The 22916-nt window shown below is 70.6% G+C and carries 16 protein-coding genes; 9 read left to right on the forward strand and 7 right to left on the reverse strand.

Annotated features, from left to right (window positions below; translation table 11 throughout):
• Positions 1–82 precede the first annotated feature (82 nt).
• Positions 83–700 carry a hypothetical protein gene (locus ACX80N_RS02355; protein WP_105033186.1) on the reverse strand — a complete coding sequence of 206 codons (618 nt, stop codon included), beginning with the start codon at positions 698–700 and terminating at the stop codon, positions 83–85.
• A gap of 309 nt (positions 701–1009) precedes the next feature.
• Between ACX80N_RS02355 and ACX80N_RS02360 the strand changes: the two genes are divergently transcribed.
• The gene (locus ACX80N_RS02360; RefSeq protein ID WP_459338138.1) at positions 1010–1828 is read left to right on the forward strand and encodes a DUF2382 domain-containing protein; all 819 of its coding nucleotides are present in this window, start codon (positions 1010–1012) and stop codon (positions 1826–1828) included.
• Positions 1829–1989: 161 nt separating this feature from the next.
• Here ACX80N_RS02360 and ACX80N_RS02365 read toward each other — a convergent pair whose 3' ends face one another.
• Genes ACX80N_RS02365 through ACX80N_RS02380 form a run of 4 tightly spaced genes read right to left on the reverse strand, consistent with a single transcriptional unit; the run spans position 1990 to position 7399 of the window.
• A complete protein-coding gene (locus ACX80N_RS02365; protein WP_459338139.1) occupies positions 1990–4320 on the reverse strand; it encodes a beta-xylosidase/alpha-l-arabinosidase in 2331 nt (776 codons plus the stop codon).
• Positions 4321–4322: 2 nt separating this feature from the next.
• Positions 4323–5141 (reverse strand): carbohydrate ABC transporter permease, encoded by an 819-nt coding sequence (locus tag ACX80N_RS02370; RefSeq protein ID WP_105033189.1) that lies wholly within the window; start codon positions 5139–5141, stop codon positions 4323–4325.
• A complete protein-coding gene (locus tag ACX80N_RS02375) occupies positions 5141–6088 on the reverse strand; it encodes a carbohydrate ABC transporter permease (protein ID WP_459338140.1) in 948 nt (315 codons plus the stop codon). The genes ACX80N_RS02370 and ACX80N_RS02375 overlap by 1 nt, the downstream gene beginning before the upstream one ends.
• 9 nt (positions 6089–6097) lie before the next feature.
• Positions 6098–7399, reverse strand: a complete 1302-nt coding sequence (locus ACX80N_RS02380) for an extracellular solute-binding protein (RefSeq protein WP_459338141.1) — start codon at positions 7397–7399, stop codon at positions 6098–6100.
• 165 nt (positions 7400–7564) lie between these two features.
• Between ACX80N_RS02380 and ACX80N_RS02385 the strand changes: the two genes are divergently transcribed.
• Positions 7565–8620 (forward strand): LacI family DNA-binding transcriptional regulator, encoded by a 1056-nt coding sequence (locus ACX80N_RS02385; RefSeq protein WP_459338142.1) that lies wholly within the window; start codon positions 7565–7567, stop codon positions 8618–8620.
• Positions 8621–8704: 84 nt separating this feature from the next.
• Complete coding sequence (locus tag ACX80N_RS02390) at positions 8705–9865, forward strand: ROK family transcriptional regulator (protein ID WP_459338143.1); 1161 nt, start codon at positions 8705–8707, stop codon at positions 9863–9865.
• Positions 9866–9955: 90 nt separating this feature from the next.
• Here ACX80N_RS02390 and ACX80N_RS02395 read toward each other — a convergent pair whose 3' ends face one another.
• The gene (locus ACX80N_RS02395) at positions 9956–10195 is read right to left on the reverse strand and encodes a DUF3073 domain-containing protein (RefSeq protein WP_105033194.1); all 240 of its coding nucleotides are present in this window, start codon (positions 10193–10195) and stop codon (positions 9956–9958) included.
• A 297-nt stretch (positions 10196–10492) separates the two neighbouring features.
• Here ACX80N_RS02395 and ACX80N_RS02400 point away from each other — a divergent pair, with 297 nt between their 5' ends.
• Entirely contained in the window at positions 10493–11725 is a 1233-nt protein-coding gene (locus tag ACX80N_RS02400; RefSeq protein WP_459338144.1) for a septum formation family protein, read from the forward strand.
• Positions 11726–11738: 13 nt separating this feature from the next.
• Here ACX80N_RS02400 and clpB read toward each other — a convergent pair whose 3' ends face one another.
• Positions 11739–14354, reverse strand: coding sequence for an ATP-dependent chaperone ClpB (clpB, locus tag ACX80N_RS02405; RefSeq protein WP_105033196.1), 2616 nt, complete (start codon positions 14352–14354; stop codon positions 11739–11741).
• A 161-nt stretch (positions 14355–14515) separates the two neighbouring features.
• Between clpB and ACX80N_RS02410 the strand changes: the two genes are divergently transcribed.
• From ACX80N_RS02410 to ACX80N_RS02430, 5 genes are all read left to right on the forward strand, one after another.
• Positions 14516–16486: a penicillin-binding transpeptidase domain-containing protein gene (locus ACX80N_RS02410; protein ID WP_459338145.1), complete on the forward strand. Its 1971-nt coding sequence runs from the start codon at positions 14516–14518 to the stop codon at positions 16484–16486.
• A gap of 135 nt (positions 16487–16621) precedes the next feature.
• Entirely contained in the window at positions 16622–18109 is a 1488-nt protein-coding gene (locus ACX80N_RS02415) for a flotillin family protein (RefSeq protein ID WP_105033198.1), read from the forward strand.
• 252 nt (positions 18110–18361) lie between these two features.
• Positions 18362–19909: an APC family permease gene (locus ACX80N_RS02420; RefSeq protein ID WP_459338146.1), complete on the forward strand. Its 1548-nt coding sequence runs from the start codon at positions 18362–18364 to the stop codon at positions 19907–19909.
• Positions 19910–20039: 130 nt separating this feature from the next.
• Positions 20040–21092, forward strand: coding sequence for an agmatine deiminase family protein (locus tag ACX80N_RS02425; RefSeq protein ID WP_459338465.1), 1053 nt, complete (start codon positions 20040–20042; stop codon positions 21090–21092).
• The gene (locus tag ACX80N_RS02430; RefSeq protein ID WP_459338147.1) at positions 21092–22822 is read left to right on the forward strand and encodes an amidase; all 1731 of its coding nucleotides are present in this window, start codon (positions 21092–21094) and stop codon (positions 22820–22822) included. The genes ACX80N_RS02425 and ACX80N_RS02430 overlap by 1 nt, the downstream gene beginning before the upstream one ends.
• Positions 22823–22916: the final 94 nt, after the last annotated feature.

Raw genomic sequence — 22916 nt, forward strand, 5'->3', positions numbered from 1 at the left:
GCCGAGCCGACCACGCAGAGCCCGATGACGAAAGAGGCGCCACCCCGCTGGGGTGGCGCCTCTTCTCGGTGGAGCGTGACGGTCAGATGCCGGCCTGGTGGTTGATGCCGACCTGGTCGACCTTGCGGTGGAAGCTCATGCCGGCCTTGCCGCCGAGGATCGCGCCGATCAGGGGGACGAGGACCGCGATCGCCAGGGCGATCAGGCCGCTGGCGGTCAGCAGGCTGCCGTCGACGGGGATGCTCGGGGCGCCGCCGATGCTGGACAGGACGTTGAACCGGTCACCGGCGAGAGCGGCGAGGATCGCGACGACGATCGCGATGATGATGCCCCACAGCCACACGGCCACGCCCTGCTTCACACCGTCGAAGCGGGCCATGCGGCCGGCGACGTAGCCGCCGCAGTAGTAGGCCACGAAGAGGATGATCGCCAGGACGATCCCGCTGACGATACCGATGGTCTGTGCGTTCTCCTGCGCCTGGTTCGCGGCGTCGGAGGCGCCGCTGGTGTTCGCCGCTCCCACGCCGGCACCGATCGCCGTCGCGAGGGCGCTGAGGATCACGGTCAGGCCGATGGCCGTGAGCCAGCCGAAGAACGCGGACCCGAACTTGATGCCGCCGAAGCGTTCCTTCTGCGCAGCGACGACGTCATTGCGTCTGCTCCTCGGGGTGCTCGCTCCCGCTGTGTTGTCTGATGCCATGATGGTGCTCCTCGGTTGGGATGATCGCGGTGGCCACACTGGTGCTGCCGACGGAAAATCATCAGTCTGCTTACTACCGTGACCGACCGCCACCCTCCTCGCAAGTCCTTTGTTTTGCCCGCAGTGCAACAACCCGACGCCCCTCCGCTCCGATGCGTGCCTGGAGCGGTCCACACCCTTCCTGAAGGCCGAACATCGGCCGCAAAGAGATAGTAAGGGGGCTTGTTATCCTTTTGTGGCTTGCCTAGAGTGAGGCGGGAGTGCAGTCCCCCACTGCATGATCACGGTTGCACATGCTAGGAGCACTACATGATCACCTCGAAGGACCTCGACCGCCTGACGACCGGCAAAGGCACGGTCTACACGAACGACGGCGACAAGCTCGGTTCGATCGGCGAGATGTACGTCGACGACAGCACCGGGCAGCCGAGCTGGGTCACCGTCAACACCGGACTCTTCGGCACGAGGGAGACCTTCGTGCCGCTGCAGGACGCCTCGTCCGACGGCAACGACCTGCGCGTCCCCTATGCCAAGAGCCTCGTGAAGGATGCCCCGTCCGTCGAGCGCGACGGCCACCTGAGCCCGGAGGAGGAGGAGCGCCTCTATCGGCACTACAGCCTGGGTTCCGGTACGACGACCACGACGACCACCTCCGACCAGGGGCGTGAGGCTCCCGGCTTCCAGCCCGGTGACGAGAAGGTGGACCGCTCGGAGAGCCGTGGAGTCGTGGGCCACGACACCTCCGGACCCACGACCGACGACGCGATGACGCGCTCCAAGGAAGAGCTCCGCGTCGGCACCCAGACGCACGAGACGGGCAGGGCGCGCCTGCGCAAGCACGTGGTGACGGAGAACGTCAGCCAGACGGTTCCCGTGAGCCACGAGGAGGTCCGGGTGGAGCGCGAGCCGATCACGGACGCGAACCGCGGCGATGCCTACGACGGGCCGGCCATCAGCGAGGAGGAGCACGAGGTCATCCTGACCGAGGAGCGCCCTGTCGTCGAGAAGGAGGCCGTCCCCGTGGAGCGCGTGCGCCTGGACAAGGAGACGGTCACCGAGCAGCAGACCGTCACCGAGCAGGTACGCGAGGAGCGCATCGAGACCGAGGGCGACGGCACCAGCCGCTGACCCGGTGATCGTCTGACACCGCTTGACCGAAGGGCGCGCCAGATACGGCGCGCCCTTCGCCGTGCATCCGGCGCCCGACACACCCAGGACGCGCCATGGCCCACTCCCGAGGGAGCGGGCCATGGCCCTGCGGGCCTCCGGCAGATGTGGTCAGAGAGTCCTCAGAGTGCGACCACCTGCACGTCGCAGTGCAGCCGGCGCGTGTGGTCGACCCGCCGGACGCTTCCGGTCAGGGTCAGCGGCAGCGCCGCCCGGATGTCACCGCTCGACGCTCCGAGTCGCAGCTCGAGCGCACCGGGCTCGACGATCCGCGCCCCGTCCCGACCGGTGAAGGACGTGACGTCGGCAGGGACGGTGAAGGCCACGCGCGCCGAGGACCCCGCCGCGAGCTGCACCCGGGCGTAGCCGATCAGCCGCTGCACGGGTCGCACGACGGACGCCACGGGATCGTGCACGTACAGCTGCACAACCTCGACGCCGTCGCGCTCCCCCGCGTTCGTCACGATGACCTCGATGCCGGCTTCGCCGTCGGTGGTGGCGGCATCCGCCGTCGACGACGCACCGGTCCACGTGAAGTGGGTGTAGCCGAGGCCGTGGCCGAAGGGGAACGCGGCCGTCGGGTCGATGTTCGACACCCCGCTGGACTGCGCCAGGGGCGCCGCGAGGTAGGTGGACGGCTGTGCGCCCGGCGACCCCGGGATGCTGACCGGGAGGCGGCCCGCGGGGTTGAGCCGTCCGCTGAGCACTCCGGCGACGGCACCCGCACCCTCCTCGCCGGGGAAGAAACCCTGGACGATCGCCGCCGCGTCGGTCGCCGCGGACCCGAGCGCATACGGGCGCCCGGTGAGCAGCACGACGACGACGGGCTTGCCCGTGGCGAGCAGATGCTCGAGGAGCTGCTGCTGGACGCCCGGCAGGTCCAGCGACTCGGCGTCGCAGCCCTCACCGCTGGTCCCTCTGCCGAAGAGTCCGGCACGGTCACCGAGGACGGCGACGACGACGTCGGAGCCGCGCGCGACGGCGCGGGCCTCGTCGAAGCCCGTGGTCGCGGTGCCGTCGATGGTGCAGCCGGCCGCCGTCGTGATCTCGCTGCCCGGGAACTCGTCGCGGAGAGCCTCGGCGACGGTGGGGATGCTCAGTCCCAGGTCGACGTCGGGGTGCTGTTCGCCGACGTGGGCCGGGAAGGAGTAGCAGCCCAAAAAGGCGCGGTGGGTATCGGCATTGGGCCCGATCAGGGCGATGCGCGGGGCCTGCGCCAGCGGGAGCACTCCGGCGTTGCGGACCAGGACGATCGACTGCTCGGCCAGCTGCCGGGCGATGTCCCGGTTGCCCGCGGAATCGAGGTCGACGGGTGCCTCACCCGCGAGCGCCGACGGTACGGGCGACCAGTCCGCGTCGAGCAGTCCGAGGTCCAGCTTCTGCCGCAGGACACGGCGGAGGGCGCGGTCGACGAGCGCCTCGTCGAGGGTACCGCCCTCGATCTCGGCGACGAGGTGGTCCCCGAAGGTGTGCACGGTGGGCAGTTCGACGTCGACGCCGGCGGTCAGCGCGGCGGCGGCAGCCTCGCCGAGGGTCCCCGCGACGCGGTGGAGCTCCTTGAGGAAGGCGATGCCGAAGTAGTCCGCGACCACCGTGCCGTCGAAGCCCCACGTGTCGCGCAGCAGCGAGGTCAGGAGCGAGGCGTCGGCCGCGGTCGGCACGCCGTCGATGTCGGTGTAGGCGTGCATGACGGAGCGGACGCCGGACTCACGGACAGCCATCTCGAACGGCGGCAGGAGCACGTCGGCGCGCTCCCGCTCCCCGATCGACACGGGGGCGAGGTTGCGCCCTGCCTTCGAGGCCGAGTACCCCACGAAGTGCTTCAGCGTCGCGACCACCCCCGCCCGCTCAAGGCCCTGCACGTACGCCGTCGCGACGGTCCCGATCAGGTACGGGTCCTCGCCGATGGTCTCCTCGACCCGGCCCCAGCGGGCGTCGCGGACGACGTCGAGCACGGGTGCGAGACCCTGATGGACGCCGACCGAGCGGAGATCCGCGCCGATGGCGCCCGCCATCGTCCGCACGAGGTCGGGGTTGAACGTGGCACCCCATGCGAGGGGCACCGGGTATGCGGTGGCCTTCCAGGCTGCGAAGCCGGCGAGGCACTCCTCGTGGACGAGGGCCGGGATGCCGAAGCGGTTGGCCGACGCGATGCGCTCCTGCGTACGCTGCAGCGACAGGGCGCCCAGCCGCGGATCGACCGGTGCCGTGCCGAAGGGTCGCGTGAGCTGCCCGAGGCCGTGGGGCAGGAGCTCGTCGAGGTCGACGGCCTCGTTCATCTCGTGCTGGTGCGGGGCGACCTCGCCGCCCTCGGTGTTGGCACCCACCCATACGCCGACCAGCTGGGCGACCTTTTCGCGGAGTGTCATCGCCCCGATCAGCGCGTCGACGCGTGCCTCGGGTGCGGCCCCGCCGTCCCGCCAGGGGGCGTCGTTCAGTGTTGTCTCAGTCATGATCACTTTCCGCCAGCGCCCATGAGGCCCTGGACAAGCGCGCGTCGCGCGAAGAGGTAGACGAGCAGGACGGGCACCATCGAGAGCGTCACCGCGGCGAGCAGCCCCGGGATGTTGATGCCGTACTGCGTCTGGAAGTTGAACAGGCCGAGGGTCACCACGCGGGTGCTCTCGGACTGGGTGAGGATCAGGGGGAACAGGAACCCGTTCCACGCCTGCAGGGCGGAGAAGACGGCGATCGTGGAGATCCCGCCCTTGGACAGGGGCAGCACCAGCCGGAAGAACGCCCGGGCCGGACTCGCGCCGTCCATGGCCATCGCCTCGTACAGCTCGCCGGTGATGTCGCGCATGGTCCCGCTCAGGATCAGGGTGCAGATCGGCAGCGCGAACGCGGCGGTGGGCAGGATGATGCCGAGCAGGTTGTCGTACAGACCCACGGCGTTGATCAGGTAGAACACCGGCACGATCACGGCCTGCGCGGGGATGGCGAGGCCCAGGAGGAAGAAGCGGAACACGAAGGACGCCGCCCGGCTCCGGCTGCGCACGATCGCGTAGCTGAGCGGCGGCACGAGCAGGAGGACGATGGCGACCACGCCGACGGTCACCACGACCGTATTGAGGAAGTACCGGCCGAAGCCGCTCGTGATCGCGTCCGCGTAGTTCTGCAGCGTGAAGCTCGTCGGGAAGGACAGCGGACCGTTGTCCCCGAACTCCTCACGTGTCTGGAAGGTGCCCGAGAGCATCACGTACAGCGGGATGGCGACGATCAGCAGCCAGATGAACGAGCCGATACCGGCGAAATAGTTGGGGCGTGTCTTCATCAGAGGCCTTCCAGCGAGCTGTTCATCTTGTCGTAGCCGGACACCTTGACCACCACGAGGGAGATGAGGGTCGCGACGACGACGAGCACGAGGGCGATCGCGCTGCCGACACCGAAGTCGAAGCTCTGGAACGCCTCCTGGTACATGTAGAAGGCGGTGATGGTGGTGTCGGTACCGGGGCCGCCGTTGGTCAGGATGAGCACGGTCTCGAAGGTCGTCAGGCCACCGACCACCATCAGGATGATCGAGGTGATGGCGGTGTTGCGGAGCTGCGGCAGGGTGATCGAGAAGAACTGGCGCATCATGCCCGCGCCGTCGATCGACGCCGCCTGGTACAGCACGGGCGGGATGCCCTTGGCGGCACCCTGGTAGATGAGGGTGTGGAAGGGCGTGAACTGCCACATGCCGACGAAGATGAGGACGCCGATCGCCCCGGCCTGCGTGCCGAGCAGGTTGCCGTCACCGAAGAGCCAGGGCAGCTGCCCCGGGAGGCCGAAGTTCGGATCGAGCAGGGCCCGCCACAGCACGGAGATGGCGGCCGAGGACAGCAGCAGCGGGATGAAGTAGATGGCGCTGAGCACGGCGCGGTTGCGCTGGTGGCCGGCAGCCCAGACGCCGAGCAGGATGCTCAGCGGTGTCTGCGTGACCACGCCGAGGACGATGAACAGCAGGCTGAGCCAGAGGCTCTTGAGCATCACGGGGTCGGCGATGAGCGTCTCCCAGTTCTCGAGCCCCACGAACTCCGGGTCACCGAGGCCGCTCCACGAGGTGAAGGACAGAACGGCGACAGCGGCCAGCGGCACGAGCGCGAAGAGCGCGAAGAAGATGGTGGCGGGCAGGGCCCAGGCGAAGCCGGGGCGCCCCACGGAGGAGGTGCCCGGGCGGGCCGGGCGGCTCGCGGTGGAGCCGCCCGGCCCTGCCTGCCTGCGGGTTGCAAGCGTTGTCATGACGTGGTCCTACAGGCTCTGCATGGCCTTGATGAAGCCGTCTTCATCGATCTGGCCGCTGAAGAACTGGGACACGGCCGTGTGGATGGTGACGGTCGCCTCCGGGGGGTACGCCTGGTCCCAGGAGAGCTGGAAGTGGGGCGCGTTCTTCACGAGGTCGAACTGGTACTTCGCGTACTCGGGGTTGGAGGCCTCATCGAGGAACTCCTCCGTGTTGGTGGTGGTGGGCAGGTTGCCGATGGCGATCTGCTCCTGCACGAACTCGTCGGAGTACATGAGCTTCAGGAACTCGGCGGCCTCTTCGGGGTACCGCGTGTCCTTGTGGACCGAGTAGAAGTTGTTCGTGTTGCCCGCGAGGTTGTGGGGGTCGCCCTCGCCACCCTCGATCTCCGGGAACTCGCTGTAGCTGAGCACGTTCTCCGCGAACTCGGGGTTGGCATCGAGGTGGGTCGCGTAGGCCCAGGAACCCATGAGCTCGAAGCCCGCCCGGCCGCTGGAGAGCAGGGTGGGCGAACCGCCGTCGGTGAACTTGACGGAGTCGAAGTTGGTGCCGAAGGCGCCGGCGTCGATGAGTTCGCGCAGCTTGCCGAGCGCCTCGCGGCTCTCCTCGGAATCCCACACCTCGGTGTCGCCGTCGAGCGCGGCCTGGAACAAACCCTCCCCTGCCACGCGGTCGAACACGTACTGGAACCACATCTGGGTGGGCCACTGGTCGGCGCCGCCGAGCGCGATCGGGGTCACACCGGCCGCCTTCAGCTTCTCGACGTCCTCCAGCAGTTCGTCCCAGGTGGCGGGAGGCGCGTCGATGCCGGCCTGCTTCAGCACCTCGGAGTTGTTGAAGAGCATCACGGGCTGGGTGCCGCGCATGGGGACGCCGTAGCTCTTGCCGTCGATTTGCGCGGTCTCGAAGACCGAGGGCAGGAATGCGTCCTTGAGCTGCGGGTCCTCCTCGATGAAGTCGTCGAGGGGCAGCAGCAGGTCGGCCTTCACGAAGTTCGCGATGCTTCCACCGCCCCAGTTGAAGAAGACGTCGGGGGCGGAATCGGTGTCGATGATGGTCTGCAGCTTGGTCTGGTAGTCGGCACCGGGGATCGTGTCGAGCACGACCTTCACGTCCGACGTCTCGTTGAACTTGGCGACCATCGCCTCCTCGACCTTGTTGCTCGCGTCACCGTAGACGGCCACGTGCAGTTCGTTCTCGGGTCGGCTCGATGCGTCGCCGCCTCCTCCTCCGCATCCGGCGAGGGTCAGGCCGAGCATCATGACCGCGGTGCCCGCGAGACTGCGGGACATCCAGGTTCGGTTGTTCATCGTTGAACGCCTCTCGAAAGTTTCGACCGTAAGATCGAAAGTGTTGTAATGGGTCGAGTGTATGTAGCGCTCCTCCGGAAGTGCAAGGCCAGCTGTGCAACGGGTCACATTCTGCGACGAACGGTGTCCCGTGCCCCGCCGATGCGCGGGGGTAAGCTATGGCTCATGTCGATTCCGGCGGACGAACCGCGCGTAACCCTCGCCCAGCTCGCCACCAAGGCAGGGGTCTCCCTCTCCACCATCTCCAAGGTTCTCAACGGTCGCACCGACGTGTCGCCGAAAACCCGGGCGAAAGTTGAGGAGCTCCTCGAGGAGCACGGCTACCGGCGGCGGAAGGTCTCCACCGCCAAGGCAGGACTCGTGGAACTCGTGTTCCACGAACTGGAGAGTGCCTGGGCGCTCGAGCTCATCCGTGGGGTGGAGAACGTGGCCCGCAACCACGGCCTGAGCGTCGTCCTCACGGAGACCGGCTCGCGGCACGCACCCGGTCCGGCGTGGATCGAGGGCGTCATGTCGCGGCGGCCCGCCGGCGTGGTCCTCGTGTTCTCGGAACTGCCCCAGGACTTCCGCGCCAAGCTGGACGCCCGTTCCATCCCGTTCGTGATCATCGACCCGGCCGGCGACCCGTCCCCCGACGTACCCTCGGTGGGCTCCGCCAACTGGTCGGGCGGGATGATGGCCACGCGGCACCTGATCGACCTCGGCCACACGCGCATCGCGGCGATCAGCGGACCGGAGGACATGATGTGCTCCCTCGCGCGGATCGACGGCTACCGCTCGGCCATGAACATGGCGTCCCTGCCCATCGACCCGTCGTTCATCAGGTTCGGCGACTTCCACGTGGACGGCGGACGCGACCACGCCTTCTCCCTGCTGCGCGGCCCCCATCCCCCTACCGCGATCTTCGCCGGCAGCGACCTGCAGGCGCTGGGCGTGCTCGACGCCGCCCGCCAGATCGGACTCCGGGTCCCCGAGGAACTCTCCATCGTGGGCTACGACGACCTGCCCGTGGCGCAGTGGTCGAGCCCCGCGCTGACCACGGTCCACCAGCCGCTCATCCAGATGGCGGAGGAGGCCACGCGCATGGTCCTGCGACTGCGCGACGGGGATCGCCCCGACAACCTGCGGCTCGACCTGGCGACGAGCCTCGTGGTGCGCCAGAGCACCGCCGCACCGTCGGGCGTCACGCGGGTCGACAGCGCGATCGGGCAGCGGGCCTGAGTCGAGGCCGTCCGCGTCCCCGATACGATGGCAATCCGACCAGGCGCACAGAGGGCTCCTGCATCACGAAGGAGGACCCGGGCCGTGCGGTCATCAGCCGGCGTCGCGAACGGCACCGAAGGCCTTCGTGCGCAGAACCTGTCCCAGATCCTGACCATGGTGCACCGCCACGGGCCGCTCTCGCGCTCCGAGCTGACCCGGCGCAGCGGCTTCAACCGCTCCACCGTCGGCGCCCTCGTGCAGGTGCTCGTGGAGAGGGACCTCGTGCAGGAGACGGAACCGTCCGTCGGGGGCCGGGTGGGGCGTCCGAGTCCCATCGTGCAGGCGAACCCCGGCGTGGCCGTGCTCGCCGTCAACCCCGACATCGACGCGGTGACCGTCGGTGTCGTCGGGCTGGGCGGCCGTGTCCTGCATCGGGTCCGCCGCACGACCGGCGGCATCCCCTCGCTCGAGGACGCCGTCGCACTCACCCGTGACGCCGTGGCCGATCTCCAGCCCGTCCTGTCCGGTCTCGACCGGATGCTCGGCGTCGGCATCGCCCTGCCCGGTCTCGTCAACACCGGAACGGGCAGGGTGCTGGTGGCGCCCCACCTCGGCTGGCGCGACGCCGACCTCACCGGTCCGTTCAGCCGCGCGCTGGAGCTCCCTACCGCCGCCGCCAACGACGCCTCGCTCGGCTCCCTCGCGGAGAGCATCTTCGGTGCAGCCCTCGGGGTGGACGACGCCCTGTACCTGAACGGCAGCGCGAGCGGCATCGGCGGCGGGATCGTGACCGGCGGGATGCAGCTCGTGGGCAGCCGCGGCTATGGCGGGGAGCTGGGCCACACGCTGGTCAGCCCCGGCGGGGCGCCGTGCCACTGCGGCCGCTCCGGCTGCCTCGACGCCGAGGTGCGCCTGGAACGGCTGCTCGACGCCGCGGGCGAGGACGGGGGCGGCGTCGAGGCCCTCGAGCGGGTACTGTCCGACGATCCGGGGGCCGCCGTCCGTGCCGAGGCGGAACGCCAGCTGGACCTGCTGACCGTCGCCCTGACCGATTTCACCAACGTCTTCGACCCGCGGCTGATCGTCCTGGGCGGCTTCCTCGGAGCTCTCGTCGGCTCCCGCGGCGATCAGCTCGGCGACGCCGTGAACGCGGCGTCGCTCGCGGGCGGCGTGGAGGTGCGCCGCGCGGCACTCGGTCCGGAGCTCCTGCTGGTCGGCGCGGCGGAGCTGGCGTTCAGACCCCTGCTCGCCTCACCCTCGTGAGCTCCCGCCCGTTTCCGGGCACACGGAACGGCGCATCGTCCCTGCTGGATGATGCGCCGTGCAGTGCACTGAGGGTCAGCGGATCGAAGGTCAGCCGGTGCGGCGGGACCCGGTCTCCTCGCCGTCGTCGTCGACCTCGTCGGCGTACTTGTCCTCGTACGCCGAGTAGTCCGGCTCAACCGGCTCGACGGGTTCGGTACGTCGGGTGGAAGCACGACTACCCGGGCCTGTGAGCTCTCGCTGCAGTGCCGAATAATCAGTGGCCGGGCTGAAGTACTTCATGTCCCGGGCCTGCTTGGTAGCTTTTGCCTTTTGACGGCCGCGCCCCATGGCGTGACCCCCTTTGTGCGTCGATCCGGAGGTGGTCACTGGGGCACGAGGCCCAAGGCTGCAGCGAGGCCCCGGAGTATTTGGTCAAAATGTCGTAAGTATAGGTTACATGCTTTCCCCGGCACCCGAGCCCGGTTCCGGTCGGCGGCCCGCGGGCAGCCGGGCGATGGCGGGTCCGGCCCGCGGAACGTATGCGCCGGCAGGTGGCCCTCCCCGGAGCGTTCTTGGATAGAGTTCAAGCCACGCCGGAGCGTACCGGTCGTGGAGCACCAGTGAGCGAGGAGACAGCGCCCCACCATGAGCAACGAGGAGCACGCACCGAGTGGTCCCGGGTACGACCCCGCGCCCGACGCGTCGGAGGACGTGACCGGCACGGACATCCCCGGTGACCACGAAGGTCCGGACGTGGTGGACCCCGACGACGTCGTCCTCGACGACGCCGCCATCTCCCCCGGGACCCTCGAGCCGCACCTGTCGGTCTCGGCCGACACCCTCGATCTCGAGGAGCCGGCGCTCGCACCGGCGCAGATCAGCACCGACACCGCGGAGGCCGCGTCCCTCGCCGACGCCGCCGCCGAAGCACGTGCCGTCGCCGCGGAGGCCGAGGAGACCGGGACGCTGGTCGCCGGGCCGATGCCTGTCGGCGCTCCGGTCACCGAGGCCGCCCCCGAGGGGACTGCTCCCGCGGGCGGCGTGGCAGGCGATTCCTCCGACACAGGACCCGCACGCGGCGGGTCCCACCCCGCGGGCCCGGTCGGCGGCGCGCACGCGTCCCCTCCCCGGGGCGGCCCCGCCGGTGATCCGGAGCGGCACCCCGGCCTGTACCCGGGGACAGACCCGGCCTTCATCGGCACCGACGGCGCGGGACACCGCGGAGGTGACGCAGGTACGGGCGACACCGGCAGCGGACCGGGCCCCGGGGACACAGGATCCGCCGGTGGCGAAGGAAGCGCCGCGGGCACGGCGGTCGGCGCGACCGCGGCACGGCCGGCCTGGGTCCCCGAGGCACCCGAGGGGCATCCGGCCGCCGAGGACGGCCCCGCCCTCCGGGAGCGGACCCGCTCCCGGAGCAGCACCGCGCCCCTCCTGCTGGTGATCGGCGGCGCCGTCGTACTCCTCGGCCTCCTCGCCTGGCTGCTCCTCTCGCTCTTCGGAGGCTCCGACGACGAGCAGCGCGTCGACCCGTCGTCACTCGCGGCGGGCGAATGCCTCGCGGGGTTCACCGACATCACCGAGGACGCCGTCCTGGTGGACTGCGCCGAGCCCCACAACGCGCAGCTCGTGGCGAGCGAGAACTATTCCGACGACGCCGCGTTCCCCGGCCGCGACCAGTTGGGCCTCCGGGCCGAGGCGGCGTGCGCCGCCGCGTCGGCCGCCATCGACCCGGCCGCCCTCCCCGAGGACCTCCAGGTGACCCTGCTGCGCGCCACCCCGACCACGGAGACGTGGGCCGACGGCGACCGCCGGGTGGACTGCTTCGCCGTCGTGGAGGACGAGGACACCGTGAGCAGGAGCCTCCTCGCCCGCTGAGAGCACGCCGGGGCTACCTCGCCGCGTGCACCAGCAGGCCCTCCGTGTCCGCGCCGCTCCCGAGAGCGTCCGGCTCCGGGCGGTCGACGAGGACGGTGTCGCCGTCCACGATCTCACCGGCGAGGATGCCCCGGGCCAGCCGGTCGCCGATCTCGCGCTGCACGAGCCGCCGGAGGGGGCGCGCGCCGTACGCCGGGTCGAACCCGGTGAGGGCCAGCCACTCCTTGGCGGCCTCGCTGACCTCGAGCTCGAGCCGCCGGTCGTGCAGCCGGTCCCCGAGCGCCCGGACCTGCAGGTCCACGATCCGCGAGAGCTCGTCCAGGCTCAGCGGATCGAACACCACGACGTCGTCGAGCCGGTTCAGGAACTCCGGCCGGAAGTTCGCGTTGACGGCGGCCATCACGGCCGCGCGCTTGGCGGCGTCGTCGAGGGACGGGTCCACGAGGAACTGCGAGCCGAGGTTCGAGGTCATCACGAGGATCACGTTGCGGAAGTCCACCGTGCGGCCCTGGCCGTCGGTGAGGCGCCCGTCGTCGAGCACCTGCAGCAGCAGGTCGAAGACCTCGGGGTGCGCCTTCTCCACCTCGTCGAACAGCACCACGCTGTAGGGGCGGCGCCGCACCGCCTCGGTGAGCTGCCCGCCCTCCTCGTAGCCCACGTATCCCGGAGGAGCGCCGACGAGGCGCGCCACCGCGTGCTTCTCCGAGTACTCGGACATGTCGATCCGCACCATGGCGCGCTCGTCGTCGAACAGGAAGTCCGCGAGCGCCTTGGCGAGCTCCGTCTTGCCCACGCCCGTGGGGCCGAGGAACAGGAAGGAGCCCGTGGGCCGGTTGGGATCCGAGACACCGGCGCGGGCGCGGCGCACGGCGTCCGACACCGCGGACACCGCGTCCTGCTGGCCGATCAGGCGCGCGCCGATGACGGACTCCATGGAGAGCAGCTTCTCGCTCTCGCCCTGGAGCATGCGCCCGGCGGGGATGCCTGTCCAGGCCGAGATGACCTCGGCGATGTCGTTCGCGCTGACCTCCTCCGCCACCATCAGCTCGGGCCCGCTGGCGGTCTGCTCCTCGGCGGCCTGGGCCTCCCGCAGCTCCCGCTCCACCTGGGGGATCTCTCCGTAGAGGATGCGGGACGCGGTCTCGAGGTCGCCCTCGCGCTGGGCGCGGTCGGCATGGGAGCGCAGGTCGTCCAGGGAGGCCTTCAGGTCACCCACGCGGTTCAGTCCCGCCTTCTCGGCCTCCCAGCGAGCGTTGAGCCCGTCGAGCTCCTCCTGCCGGTCGGCCATCTCCGCGCGCAGGGCCTGCAGCCGTTCCAGGGACGCCTCGTCCTTCTCGCGGGAGAGCGCCATCTCCTCCATGTTCATCCGTTCGAGGGACCGGCGCAGCTCGTCGATCTCCACCGGGGCGGAGTCGATCTCCATGCGCAGGCGGGAGGCGGCCTCGTCGACGAGGTCGATCGCCTTGTCCGGGAGCTGCCGGCCCGGGATGTACCGGTGGGACAGCGTGGCGGCGGCGACGAGCGCGGAGTCGGCGATGGACACCTTGTGGTGCGCCTCGTACCGCTGCTTGAGGCCGCGCAGGATGCCGATCGTGTCCGTCACGGACGGCTCCCCCACGTACACCTGCTGGAACCGGCGCTCCAGCGCAGGGTCCTTCTCGACGTTCTCGCGGTACTCGTCCAGCGTCGTCGCGCCGATGAGCCGCAGCTCACCGCGCGCCAGCATGGGCTTGAGCATGTTGCCGGCGTCCATCGACCCCTCCGACGCGCCTGCTCCCACCACGGTGTGGAGCTCGTCGATGAAGGTGACCACCTGGCCGTTGGAGGAGCGGATCTCCTCGAGGACGGCCTTCAGCCGCTCCTCGAACTCGCCGCGGTACTTGGCGCCCGCGATCATGGAGCCGAGATCGAGGCTGATGAGGGACTTCCCCCGGAGCGACTCCGGGACGTCCCCGGCCACCATGCGCTGGGCCAGGCCCTCGACCACGGCGGTCTTGCCCACACCGGGTTCGCCGATCAGTACGGGGTTGTTCTTCGTGCGGCGGCTGAGCACCTGCACCACGCGGCGGATCTCGGCGTCGCGTCCGATCACGGGATCGAGCTTGCCGCTGCGCGCCACCTCGGTGAGGTCCACGCCGAACTTCTCCAGGGCCTGGAAGGTGTTCTCCGGGTCGGGCGTGGTCACGCGCCGGTCCCCGCGCACGCCGGGCAGCGCTGCGGCGAGCGCCTCACGGGTGAGCCCGGCGGACCGCAGGATGCCGCCGGCCGTCCCGCCGTCGGCCGCGAGTGCCAGCAGGAGGTGCTCGGTGGAGACGAACTGGTCGCCCAGGGTCTCGGCCTCCTCCTTCGCGGCGTTGACCGCCTGCAGGGCGCCGCGGGAGAACTGCGGCTGCGCCACCGAGGAGCCCGACGACGACGGCAGCGCCTTGATCGCAGCGCTCGCCTGCACGCTCACGGAATCGGGGTCCGCACCTGCGGCCCGGAGGAGCGCGACGGCGATGCCCTCGCGCTGGTCGAGGAGGGCCTTGAGGAAGTGCGGGGTCTCGATCTGGGCATTGCCCGCCGTGGAGGCGTTCATGGAGGCGGCCGAGAGCACCTCACGGCTCTTGGTGGTGAAGTTGGTGTCCACGCGCGGTTCCTTTCCGTTCTGGCACGGGTGGTGCGGTCACATTGAGTGTACTCGACTCAACTTTGGCAGGAGTCCGCCTATTCCCGTGGCTGCCATCAGCGCGACGCCCCGACGGGGGTGATACACCGGCGGCGGCAGCCGCCTCGGACATAATGAGCCGTATGGGGAAACTTGACCGCGCCACGGCCGTCCTGACCACCGCCGCCCTCGCCCTCGGCCTCGCGGCCTGCACGGACAACCGGCCGACCGCCGAGGACGCGGCCCGCACGCTCGCCGAGGGCCTGGCGCAGCTCGACGTCGGCCGGTCCTCCTTCACCACCGGCGAACCCGCCACGGTCACCGCGGAGCTCGCCGCGATCACCGAGGGCTTCGCGCCCGGGGCGCCGAAGGTCTCGGTGTCCGGTGTGGAGGAGACGGGAGAGGACACCGCGAGGGCGACCCTGGACTACGTGTGGGACCTCGACGCCACGGACTCCGACTGGACCTACAGCACGACGGCGGACCTCACGCGCGTCGAGGACGTCTGGCAGGCCGCCTGGGACCCGGCGGTGTTCGTCCCGAACCTGCTGCCGCAGGAGAAGCTGACGCTCACCAGCCTGCCCGGCGACCGCGGGGACATCACCGGCGCGGACGGCGAGGTGATCGTCACCCAGCGGCCCGTCCTCCGCGTCGGCATCGACAAGACGCGCGTGCCCGAGGACCAGCAGGCCGCCTCCGCGCGGGCCCTCGCAGCGTTGCTCGAGCTGGACCCCGCCGACTACGAGCAGCAGGTCACGAGTGCGGGCGCGGAGGCCTTCGTCGTCGCCCTCGTCCTGCGCGACGACGCCACCCGCACCGTGACCGACGCCCAGATCGACGCCGTCCCGGGCGCCCTCCGCCAGGCCGACACCCTCGAACTGGCCCCGACCCGCACCTTCGCCCGGGAGCTGCTCGGCGGTGTGGGCGAAGCGACCGAGGAACTGGTGGAGCAGTCCGACGGCGCCGTCCGGGCCGGGGACGTCACCGGCCTCGGAGGCCTGCAACTGCAGCACAACGCCAAGCTCGCCGGGACGCCCGGCCTCGAGGTCAACGCGACGTCGGTAGAGGACCCGGCGACACCCACGCAGCGCCTGTTCACCAGGCCCGCCGTGGACGGCACCGATCTCGCGACCACGCTCGATCCCCGCCTCCAGAGCCTCGGCGAGCAGGTGCTGGCGGACGAACCCTCGGCGTCGTCCATCGTGGCCCTCCGCCCCAGCACGGGCGAGATCCTCGCGGCGGCCAACGGTCCGGGCAGCGAGGGGCTGCAGACGGCGCTGCTCGGCCAGTACCCGCCCGGGTCCACCTTCAAGGTGGCCACGAGCCTCGCACTCCTGCGGAAGGGCTTCACCCCGGACTCGCCGACCGAGTGCACGGAGGAGGTGACGGTGGACGGCCGGAGGTTCAACAACGCCGGCACGTATCCCGCCCAGTTCCTCGGCACCATCCCGCTCCTCGAGACCTTCGCCCAGTCCTGCAACACGGGGTTCATCGCGGCGCGGGACCGCATCACGCAGGCCGACCTCGCAGCCGCCGCGGCCGACCTCGGGATCGGCGTCGGAGCGCGCATCGGCACGCCGGCGTTCTTCGGGTCCGTGCCTTCGGAGGCCGAGGGCACGGCGCACGCCGCGTCCATGATCGGCCAGGGGGAGGTCCTCGTCTCGCCCCTCGCGCTCGCCACCATGGCCGCGTCCGTCGGCGCGGGCGAACGCGTCACGCCGACGCTGCTCGCGCCCGGCGAGTCCACCGACCTGGATCCCGGATCGGAGAGCGCAGCGGCGACCGCGGCACCCACCGGTGCGACGTCGACCGCCGAACCGACCGAGGAGCCCGCTCCCAGCGCCTTCACCGCCGACGAATCCGCCACGCTCAAGACGCTCATGGCCGCCGTCGTCGCACAGGGCGGCGCGCAGCTGCTCGGGGACGTCCCCGGCGCACCCGTCCTGGCCAAGACGGGCACGGCGGAGTTCGGCAGCGAGACGCCCCCGCGCACCCACGCCTGGGTGGTCGCCCTGCAGGGAGATCTCGCCGTCGCCGTCTTCGTCGAGGAGGGCGAACTCGGGTCCACCTCCGGCGGCCCCCTCATGCGGGCGTTCCTCTCCGGCGCCGCCTGACAGCCAGCGCCCGCCGGACAGGCGGGCTGTCCACTTCGACGACATGGGGGTCGGATCAGCACAGGGCAGTAGCTTGATCATCCCCGGCGCCCAGGGTGCGCCGGGGGCAATTCGAAGACCGTTGAAAGGGTCGCAGTGGATCTCACGTTCATCCCGCTCATCATCGGCGCGGTGGTTCTCCTCGTTCTCATCGTCGCCGCCATCGTGCTCGCCCGCATGGCGCTGCACATCGCCAGCCCCGACCAGGCGCTCATCATCTCGTCCAAGGACAGCAAGGGCCAGCCGGATCCGGACAGCCAGCGCGTCGTGTTCGGGCGGATCTTCATCAACCCGTTCTCGCAGCGGGCGTACCCGCTGTCGCTGGCGTCACGCCAGGTCTCCCTGCGCATCGAGGGCATCTCCAAGAACGGCATCAAGCTCCACCTGACGGGCGTGGCCCAGGTGAAGGTGGGCGGCGACGCCGACGCCGTCCGCAAGGCGGCCCAGCGCTTCCTCAACCAGCAGGACGCCATCGACCACTACACGCAGGAGACCCTCTCGGGGTCGCTGCGCTCCATCGTGGGCACCCTGACTGTCGAGTCGATCATCCGGGACCGTGCAACCTTCGCCAAGAGCGTGAAGGAGGAGGCGGAGCATTCCATGCACAACCAGGGCCTGGAGATCGACACCTTCCAGATCCAGTCCGTGGACGACGACTCCGGCTACCTGAAGAACCTCGGCCGGCCCGAGGCCGCCCTCGCCGAACGCAACGCCAAGATCGCCGAGGCCCGCTCCATGCAGGAGTCCGAGCAGGCCCGTGCCCTGTCCGACGAGCAGGTGGCCCTCGCGCAGCAGCAGCTGATCATCCGGCGCGCTGAGCTGAAGGAGGAGGCCGATGCCCGCCAGGCACGCGCCGACGCCTCCGGCCCGCTGGCCCAGGCCGAGCAGCAGGAGCAGGTCATCATGCGCGAGCAGCAGGTGGCCCAGCGCCGTGCCGAGCTCCGCGAACGCGAGCTCGACACCGAGGTGCGCAAGCCTGCCGACGCCGAGAAGTACCGCCTCATCCAGCAGGCCGACGCGAAGCTCGAGGAGCGCCGTCGCGCCTCGGAGGCCAGCGAGATCGAGGCGCGCGTCGACCTCGCGCGCCGCAAGCTCGTCGCCGAGGGCGACCGCGTGGCGGCCGAGGCGGACGCTGCGGCGAACACCGCACGCGGCACCGCGGAGGCATCCATCAACGAGGCCCGGGGCCGCGCCGACGCCGCCGTCATCGCCTCACGCGGCGAGGCCGAGGCCGGATCCGCCGAGGCCCGCGGCAAGGCCGAGGCAGCAGGCATCGCAGCCCAGGCGGAGGCCTACGAGAAGTTCAACCAGGCCGCCATCCTGTCCAAGGTCCTCGAGGTCCTCCCCGCGATGGCGCGCGAGATCGCCGCGCCCATGGCGGCCATCGACACGATGACCGTGGTCTCCAACGACGGCGCGAGCCAGCTCAGCAAGAACGTCTCGAGCGGCGTGCACCAGACCACGCAGATGGTGAAGGACACCACGGGACTGGACATCATCGCGCTGCTCGGCGACCTGCTGAAGAACGCTGACAAGGCCGGATCGAACGGCTCCGGCGGGTCCTCCGCCGTCGGCAAGTCCTAGATCCACGCATCGGGAAGGGCCGTCACCGCTCCGGCGGTGGCGGCCCTTCCCGTGCATCGGGGTCGATCCCGCGATCCCGACCCCTTCCCAAAGCCGATGGCGCCCCCTACAGTGGTCCGAGTAAATGAATGCCATTCATTTTGAGGTGTGGGTCACGCCCCGCCTACGGCCGGACCCCGTTCCGGCCCTCCCCGTCCGGCGGACGACCTCGACGACGAGGCGCGTCCACCCTGCTGAAGAAGGCCTGCCATCGTGTCCGACACCGCGCCCAGCCAGACCACGACCCCCGGTGCCCACCCCCTGGGGACGGGGACATCGCCGAAGGGCCTCGCCCGCGGCCAGCTCGGGCTGCTCGCCATCGTCGTCATCGGCATCTCGACGATCGCGCCCGCCTACGTCCTGACCAGCACCCTGGGACTCACGGTCGCGGAGGTCGGCGTCCATCTCCCCGCCATCTTCCTCGTCGGGTTCATCCCCATGTTCCTCGTCGCCCTCGCCTACAAGGAGCTCAACGCCGACTCCCCCGACAGCGGGACCACCTTCACGTGGGTCACCAAGGCCTTCGGCCCCTTCATCGGATGGATGGGCGGCTGGGGCCTGCTCGCGGCGAACATCATCGTCCTGTCCAACCTGGCCGGCGTGGCCGTGGACTTCTTCTACCTGTTCCTCGGACAACTCGGCGGGGACGCCTCGATCGCGGACCTGACCTCGAACAAGGCCGTCAACATCATCACGTGCCTGGTCTTCATGGCCGCGGCGGTATGGGTGTCCTGCCGGGGCATCCGCACCACGCGCACGGTGCAGTACGTCCTCGTCGGCTTCCAGCTGCTCGTCCTCACCTGGTACACCGTCCAGGCGTTCGCGCGGATCGCCGCCGGGAACGCCTCCGGCCTCGCCTTCAGCTGGGAGTGGTTCAACCCCTTCGGGATCGAGAGCTTCTCCGCCTTCGCCGCCGGCCTGTCGCTCTCCATCTTCGCGTTCTGGGGCTGGGACGTCTGCCTCACCGTGAGCGAGGAGGCCACCAACGGCCGCCGGACCTCGGGCCTGGCCGCGACCGTCGCGGCGGTCGCCATCCTGGTGATCTACCTCCTCGGGTCGATCGCGACCGTTCTGTTCGCCGGCACAGGAGACACCGGGATCGGGCTGAACAACCCGGAGAACTCCGAGAACGTGTTCACCTCCCTCGCAGCCCCCGTGATGGGCCCGTTCGCGATCCTCCTGTCACTGGCCGTCCTCTCCAGCTGCGGGGCATCGCTGCAGTCCACGTTCGTGTCACCCGCCCGCACGCTTCTCGCCATGGGCTACTACCGGGCGCTGCCGTCCCGCTTCGCCAGGGTCAGCACGCGCTTCAACTCGCCGGTCTATGCGACGGTCTTCGCCGGCGTCGTCTCGGCCGCCTTCTACGTCCTGATGCGCATCATCAGCGAGAACGTCCTCAACGACACCATCCAGGCGCTCGGCCTCATGATCTGCTTCTACTACGGGCTGACCGCACTGGCCTGCGTCTGGTACTTCAGGGCCTCGCTGTTCAGCAGCGTCCGGAACGTCGTGTACCGGCTGTGCGCGCCCCTCCTCGGCGGGATCGGGCTGATCGTCGTCTTCCTCCAGACCGCCGTGGACAGCTGGGACCCGGCCTTCGGCAGCGGCTCGGAACTCTTCGGCGTGGGACTCGTCTTCGTCATCGGCATCGGCATCCTCGTGGCCGGTGCCCTCGTGATGCTCGTGGTCCAGCGGAGGGACCCCGATTTCTTCCGCGGCCGGACCCTCACCCGCGACTCGTCGCTCGTCCTCCCCGACTGACGCCGCCGGCAGTCCGCCGGCTCCGTCCCGAGATCCCCTTCATCCCCTTCATCCCGGAAAGATCCCAGTGAACCACCGACACCGCGACAGCACGTCCACCCTTCCGGCCGAGGCGGGCCCCGATCGCGCGATGGCCGCGGGGGGCCGGCGGATGCCCGCGGAGTGGGAGGCCCACGACCGCACGTGGATGGCCTTCCCGCCGGCCAATGACACCTTCGGTCCCGCCGGCAGCGACACGCTCGCCCGGGCGCGGCGGGCCTGGGTGCAGGTCGCGCGGACGATCCGACGGTACGAACCGGTGACCGTCCTGGCCGATCCCGCCGATTCCGCGATGGCGCACGGCATGCTGGGCTCCGGGATCACGGTCTCCGAGGTGCCCCTCGACGACGCGTGGCTCCGCGACTCCGGACCCACGTTCGTCCACGGTCCCGACGGCGCGATCGCCGCCGTCGACTGGGTGTTCAACGGGTGGGGTGCCCAGCACTGGGCGGACTGGTCCAGGGACCGGCACGTGGGACGTGCGGTGGCGGGCCTGGCAGGAACGCCGATCCTCCGCAGCGGACTGGTCAACGAGGGCGGCGGCTTCCATGTCGACGGGCGCGGCACCGTCCTGCTGACGGAGACGGTCCAGCTCGACCCGGGCCGGAACCCCGGGGCGACGAAGGAATCCGTCGAGGCCGAGATCCACGCCCGGCTCGGCACCCGCCACGCCGTCTGGCTCCCCCGCGGCCTGACGCGGGACTACGGGGAGTTCGGCACGAGGGGCCACGTGGACATCGTCGCCGCCTTCACACCCTCGGGATCCGTCCTCCTGCACCGGCAGGACGATCCCGGCCACCCCGACCATGAGGTCACCCGCGAGATCAGGGCCGTACTCGGGTCCGCCATCGACGCCGACGGCCGCCCGCTGCCCATCATCGAGGTGCCCGCCCCGACCGTCACCCACGACGACGACGGCATCGTCGACTGGTCCTATATCAACCACTACGTCGCCGACGACGTCGTGGTGCTGTGCGCCTTCGACGACCCCAACGACGCCGTGGCGGCGGAGATCCTGCAGGAGGCGTACCCGGACCGGACCGTCGAACTCGTCGACGCCCGGGACATCTTCGCCTTCGGCGGCGGCATCCACTGCATCACGCAGCAGCAGCCGGCCCCGCGCCGCACGGGCGGTGCTGTCTGATGGGCTTCGACGTCGTGGAAACGACCATCGCGGAGCTGAGGGAGGCGCTGCGGACGGGCACGGCGACCAGCGAGGAACTGGTCACCGGCTACCTCCGCCGCATCGAGGCGTTCGACCGGGGCGGCCCCCGGCTGAACTCCGTCGTCGTGATGAACCCCGACGCACTGGACGAGGCGCGGGCTTCGGACCGCCGTCGCGCCGAGGGGAGGGCGCTGGGCCCGCTCGACGGCATCCCCTACACCGCCAAGGACAGCTACAAGGTGAGGGGCCTCACCGTCGCGGCCGGGTCGCCCGCCTTCAAGGAGCTGGTCGCCCGGCAGGACGCCTTCACCATCGAGCGCCTGCGCGCCGCCGGGGCGGTCCTGATCGGCCTGACCAACATGCCGCCCATGGCCAACGGGGGCATGCAGCGCGGACTGTACGGCAGGGCCGAGAGCCCCTACAACGCCGACTACCTGACCGCGGCCTTCGCCTCGGGGTCCTCGAACGGGTCGGGGACCGCGACGGCCGCGAGTTTCGCCGCCTTCGGCCTCGCCGAGGAGACCTGGTCCTCGGGCCGGGCGCCTGCCTCCAACAACGGACTGTGCGCGTACACGCCGTCCCGCGGAGTCATCTCCGTGCGCGGCAACTGGCCCCTCGTCCCCACCATGGACGTCGTCGTCCCGCACGCCCGGACCATGGCGGACCTCCTCGAGGTCCTCGACGTCATCGTCGCGGACGACCCCGTGACGCGCGGGGACTTCTGGAGGGTGCAGCCCTGGCTCCCCATCCCGCCGGCGTCGGCGCTCCGGCCTGCCTCCTACACCGCCCTCCACCCGGACACCGCGGCCGCGGCGGGCGGGGTGCTGGCCGGCAGACGCTTCGGTGTCCCCCGCATGTACATCAACGCCGATCCCGACGCCGGGACGGCCGAGGCGCCCGGCGTCGGCGGACCGACCGGTCAGCGCATCATCACCCGACCGTCGGTCATCGCACTCTGGGAGGCGGCCCGCCGCGACCTCGAGGACGCGGGCGCGGAGGTGGTGGACGTCGACTTCCCCGTGGTCTCCCACTACGAGGGCGACCGCCCGGGAGCGCCGACCGTCTCCACCCGCGGTCTCGTCAGCCGGGACTTCCTGCACCGGGAGATCACGGACCTCTCCTCCTGGGCATGGCACGACTTCCTGCAGGCCAACGGCGATCCGACGCTCTCCAGCCTCGCCGACGTCGACGGCTCGACGATCTTCCCCCGCCCGGACGGTGCCCTCCCGGACCGCTATTCCGGCTTCGACGACGACATCACAGGATACCCGGCGCACATCCGCGAGCACGGCATCAGCGGGCTGGCGGACATCCCGCACCTGGCGGAGGGACTGCGGGGGCTCGAGGAGACACGGAGGGTGGACCTCGACGAGTGGATGGAGCGGCACGGCCTCGATGCGGTGGTCTTCCCGGCGGCCGCCGACATAGGACCCGCGGACAGCGACCGCGACCCGGCGTCGGCCGATGCCGCCTGGCGCAACGGCGTCTGGGTCTCCAACGGGAACCTCGTCCCACGGCACCTGGGGATCCCGACGGTCACCGTCCCGATGGGACTGCTGGAGGACCTGCGGATGCCGGTCGGCCTGACCTTCGCGGGGCCCGCGTACTCCGATACGAGGCTGCTCCGACTCGCGGCGGCCTTCGAGCGCACCGGCGCCTCCCGGCGCGTCGCGCCACCCCGGGCGCCCCGGCTCGACGCGGGCGGCTGACCGGCAGCGCGTCGCGCCACCCCGGGCGCCCCGGCTCGACGCGGGCGGCTGACCGGCAGCGCGACCGCCGGGCCGGGCACTCCGCCTGGAGGCG

The sequence above is a fragment of the Arthrobacter sp. MDT2-16 genome, assembly GCF_054510925.1.

Bases quoted from the DNA above. Each gene is read 5' to 3' on its own strand.
- ACX80N_RS02355 (WP_105033186.1), bottom strand. From the start codon at position 700: ATGGCATCAGACAACACAGCGGGAGCGAGCACCCCGAGGAGCAGACGC.
- ACX80N_RS02360 (WP_459338138.1), top strand. From the start codon at position 1,010: ATGATCACCTCGAAGGACCTCGACCGCCTGACGACCGGCAAAGGCACG.
- ACX80N_RS02365 (WP_459338139.1), bottom strand. From the start codon at position 4,320: ATGACTGAGACAACACTGAACGACGCCCCCTGGCGGGACGGCGGGGCC.
- ACX80N_RS02370 (WP_105033189.1), bottom strand. From the start codon at position 5,141: ATGAAGACACGCCCCAACTATTTCGCCGGTATCGGCTCGTTCATCTGG.
- ACX80N_RS02375 (WP_459338140.1), bottom strand. From the start codon at position 6,088: ATGACAACGCTTGCAACCCGCAGGCAGGCAGGGCCGGGCGGCTCCACC.
- ACX80N_RS02380 (WP_459338141.1), bottom strand. From the start codon at position 7,399: ATGAACAACCGAACCTGGATGTCCCGCAGTCTCGCGGGCACCGCGGTC.
- ACX80N_RS02385 (WP_459338142.1), top strand. From the start codon at position 7,565: ATGTCGATTCCGGCGGACGAACCGCGCGTAACCCTCGCCCAGCTCGCC.
- ACX80N_RS02395 (WP_105033194.1), bottom strand. From the start codon at position 10,195: ATGGGGCGCGGCCGTCAAAAGGCAAAAGCTACCAAGCAGGCCCGGGAC.
- ACX80N_RS02400 (WP_459338144.1), top strand. From the start codon at position 10,493: ATGAGCAACGAGGAGCACGCACCGAGTGGTCCCGGGTACGACCCCGCG.
- ACX80N_RS02410 (WP_459338145.1), top strand. From the start codon at position 14,516: ATGGGGAAACTTGACCGCGCCACGGCCGTCCTGACCACCGCCGCCCTC.
- ACX80N_RS02425 (WP_459338465.1), top strand. From the start codon at position 20,040: ATGGCCGCGGGGGGCCGGCGGATGCCCGCGGAGTGGGAGGCCCACGAC.
- ACX80N_RS02430 (WP_459338147.1), top strand. From the start codon at position 21,092: ATGGGCTTCGACGTCGTGGAAACGACCATCGCGGAGCTGAGGGAGGCG.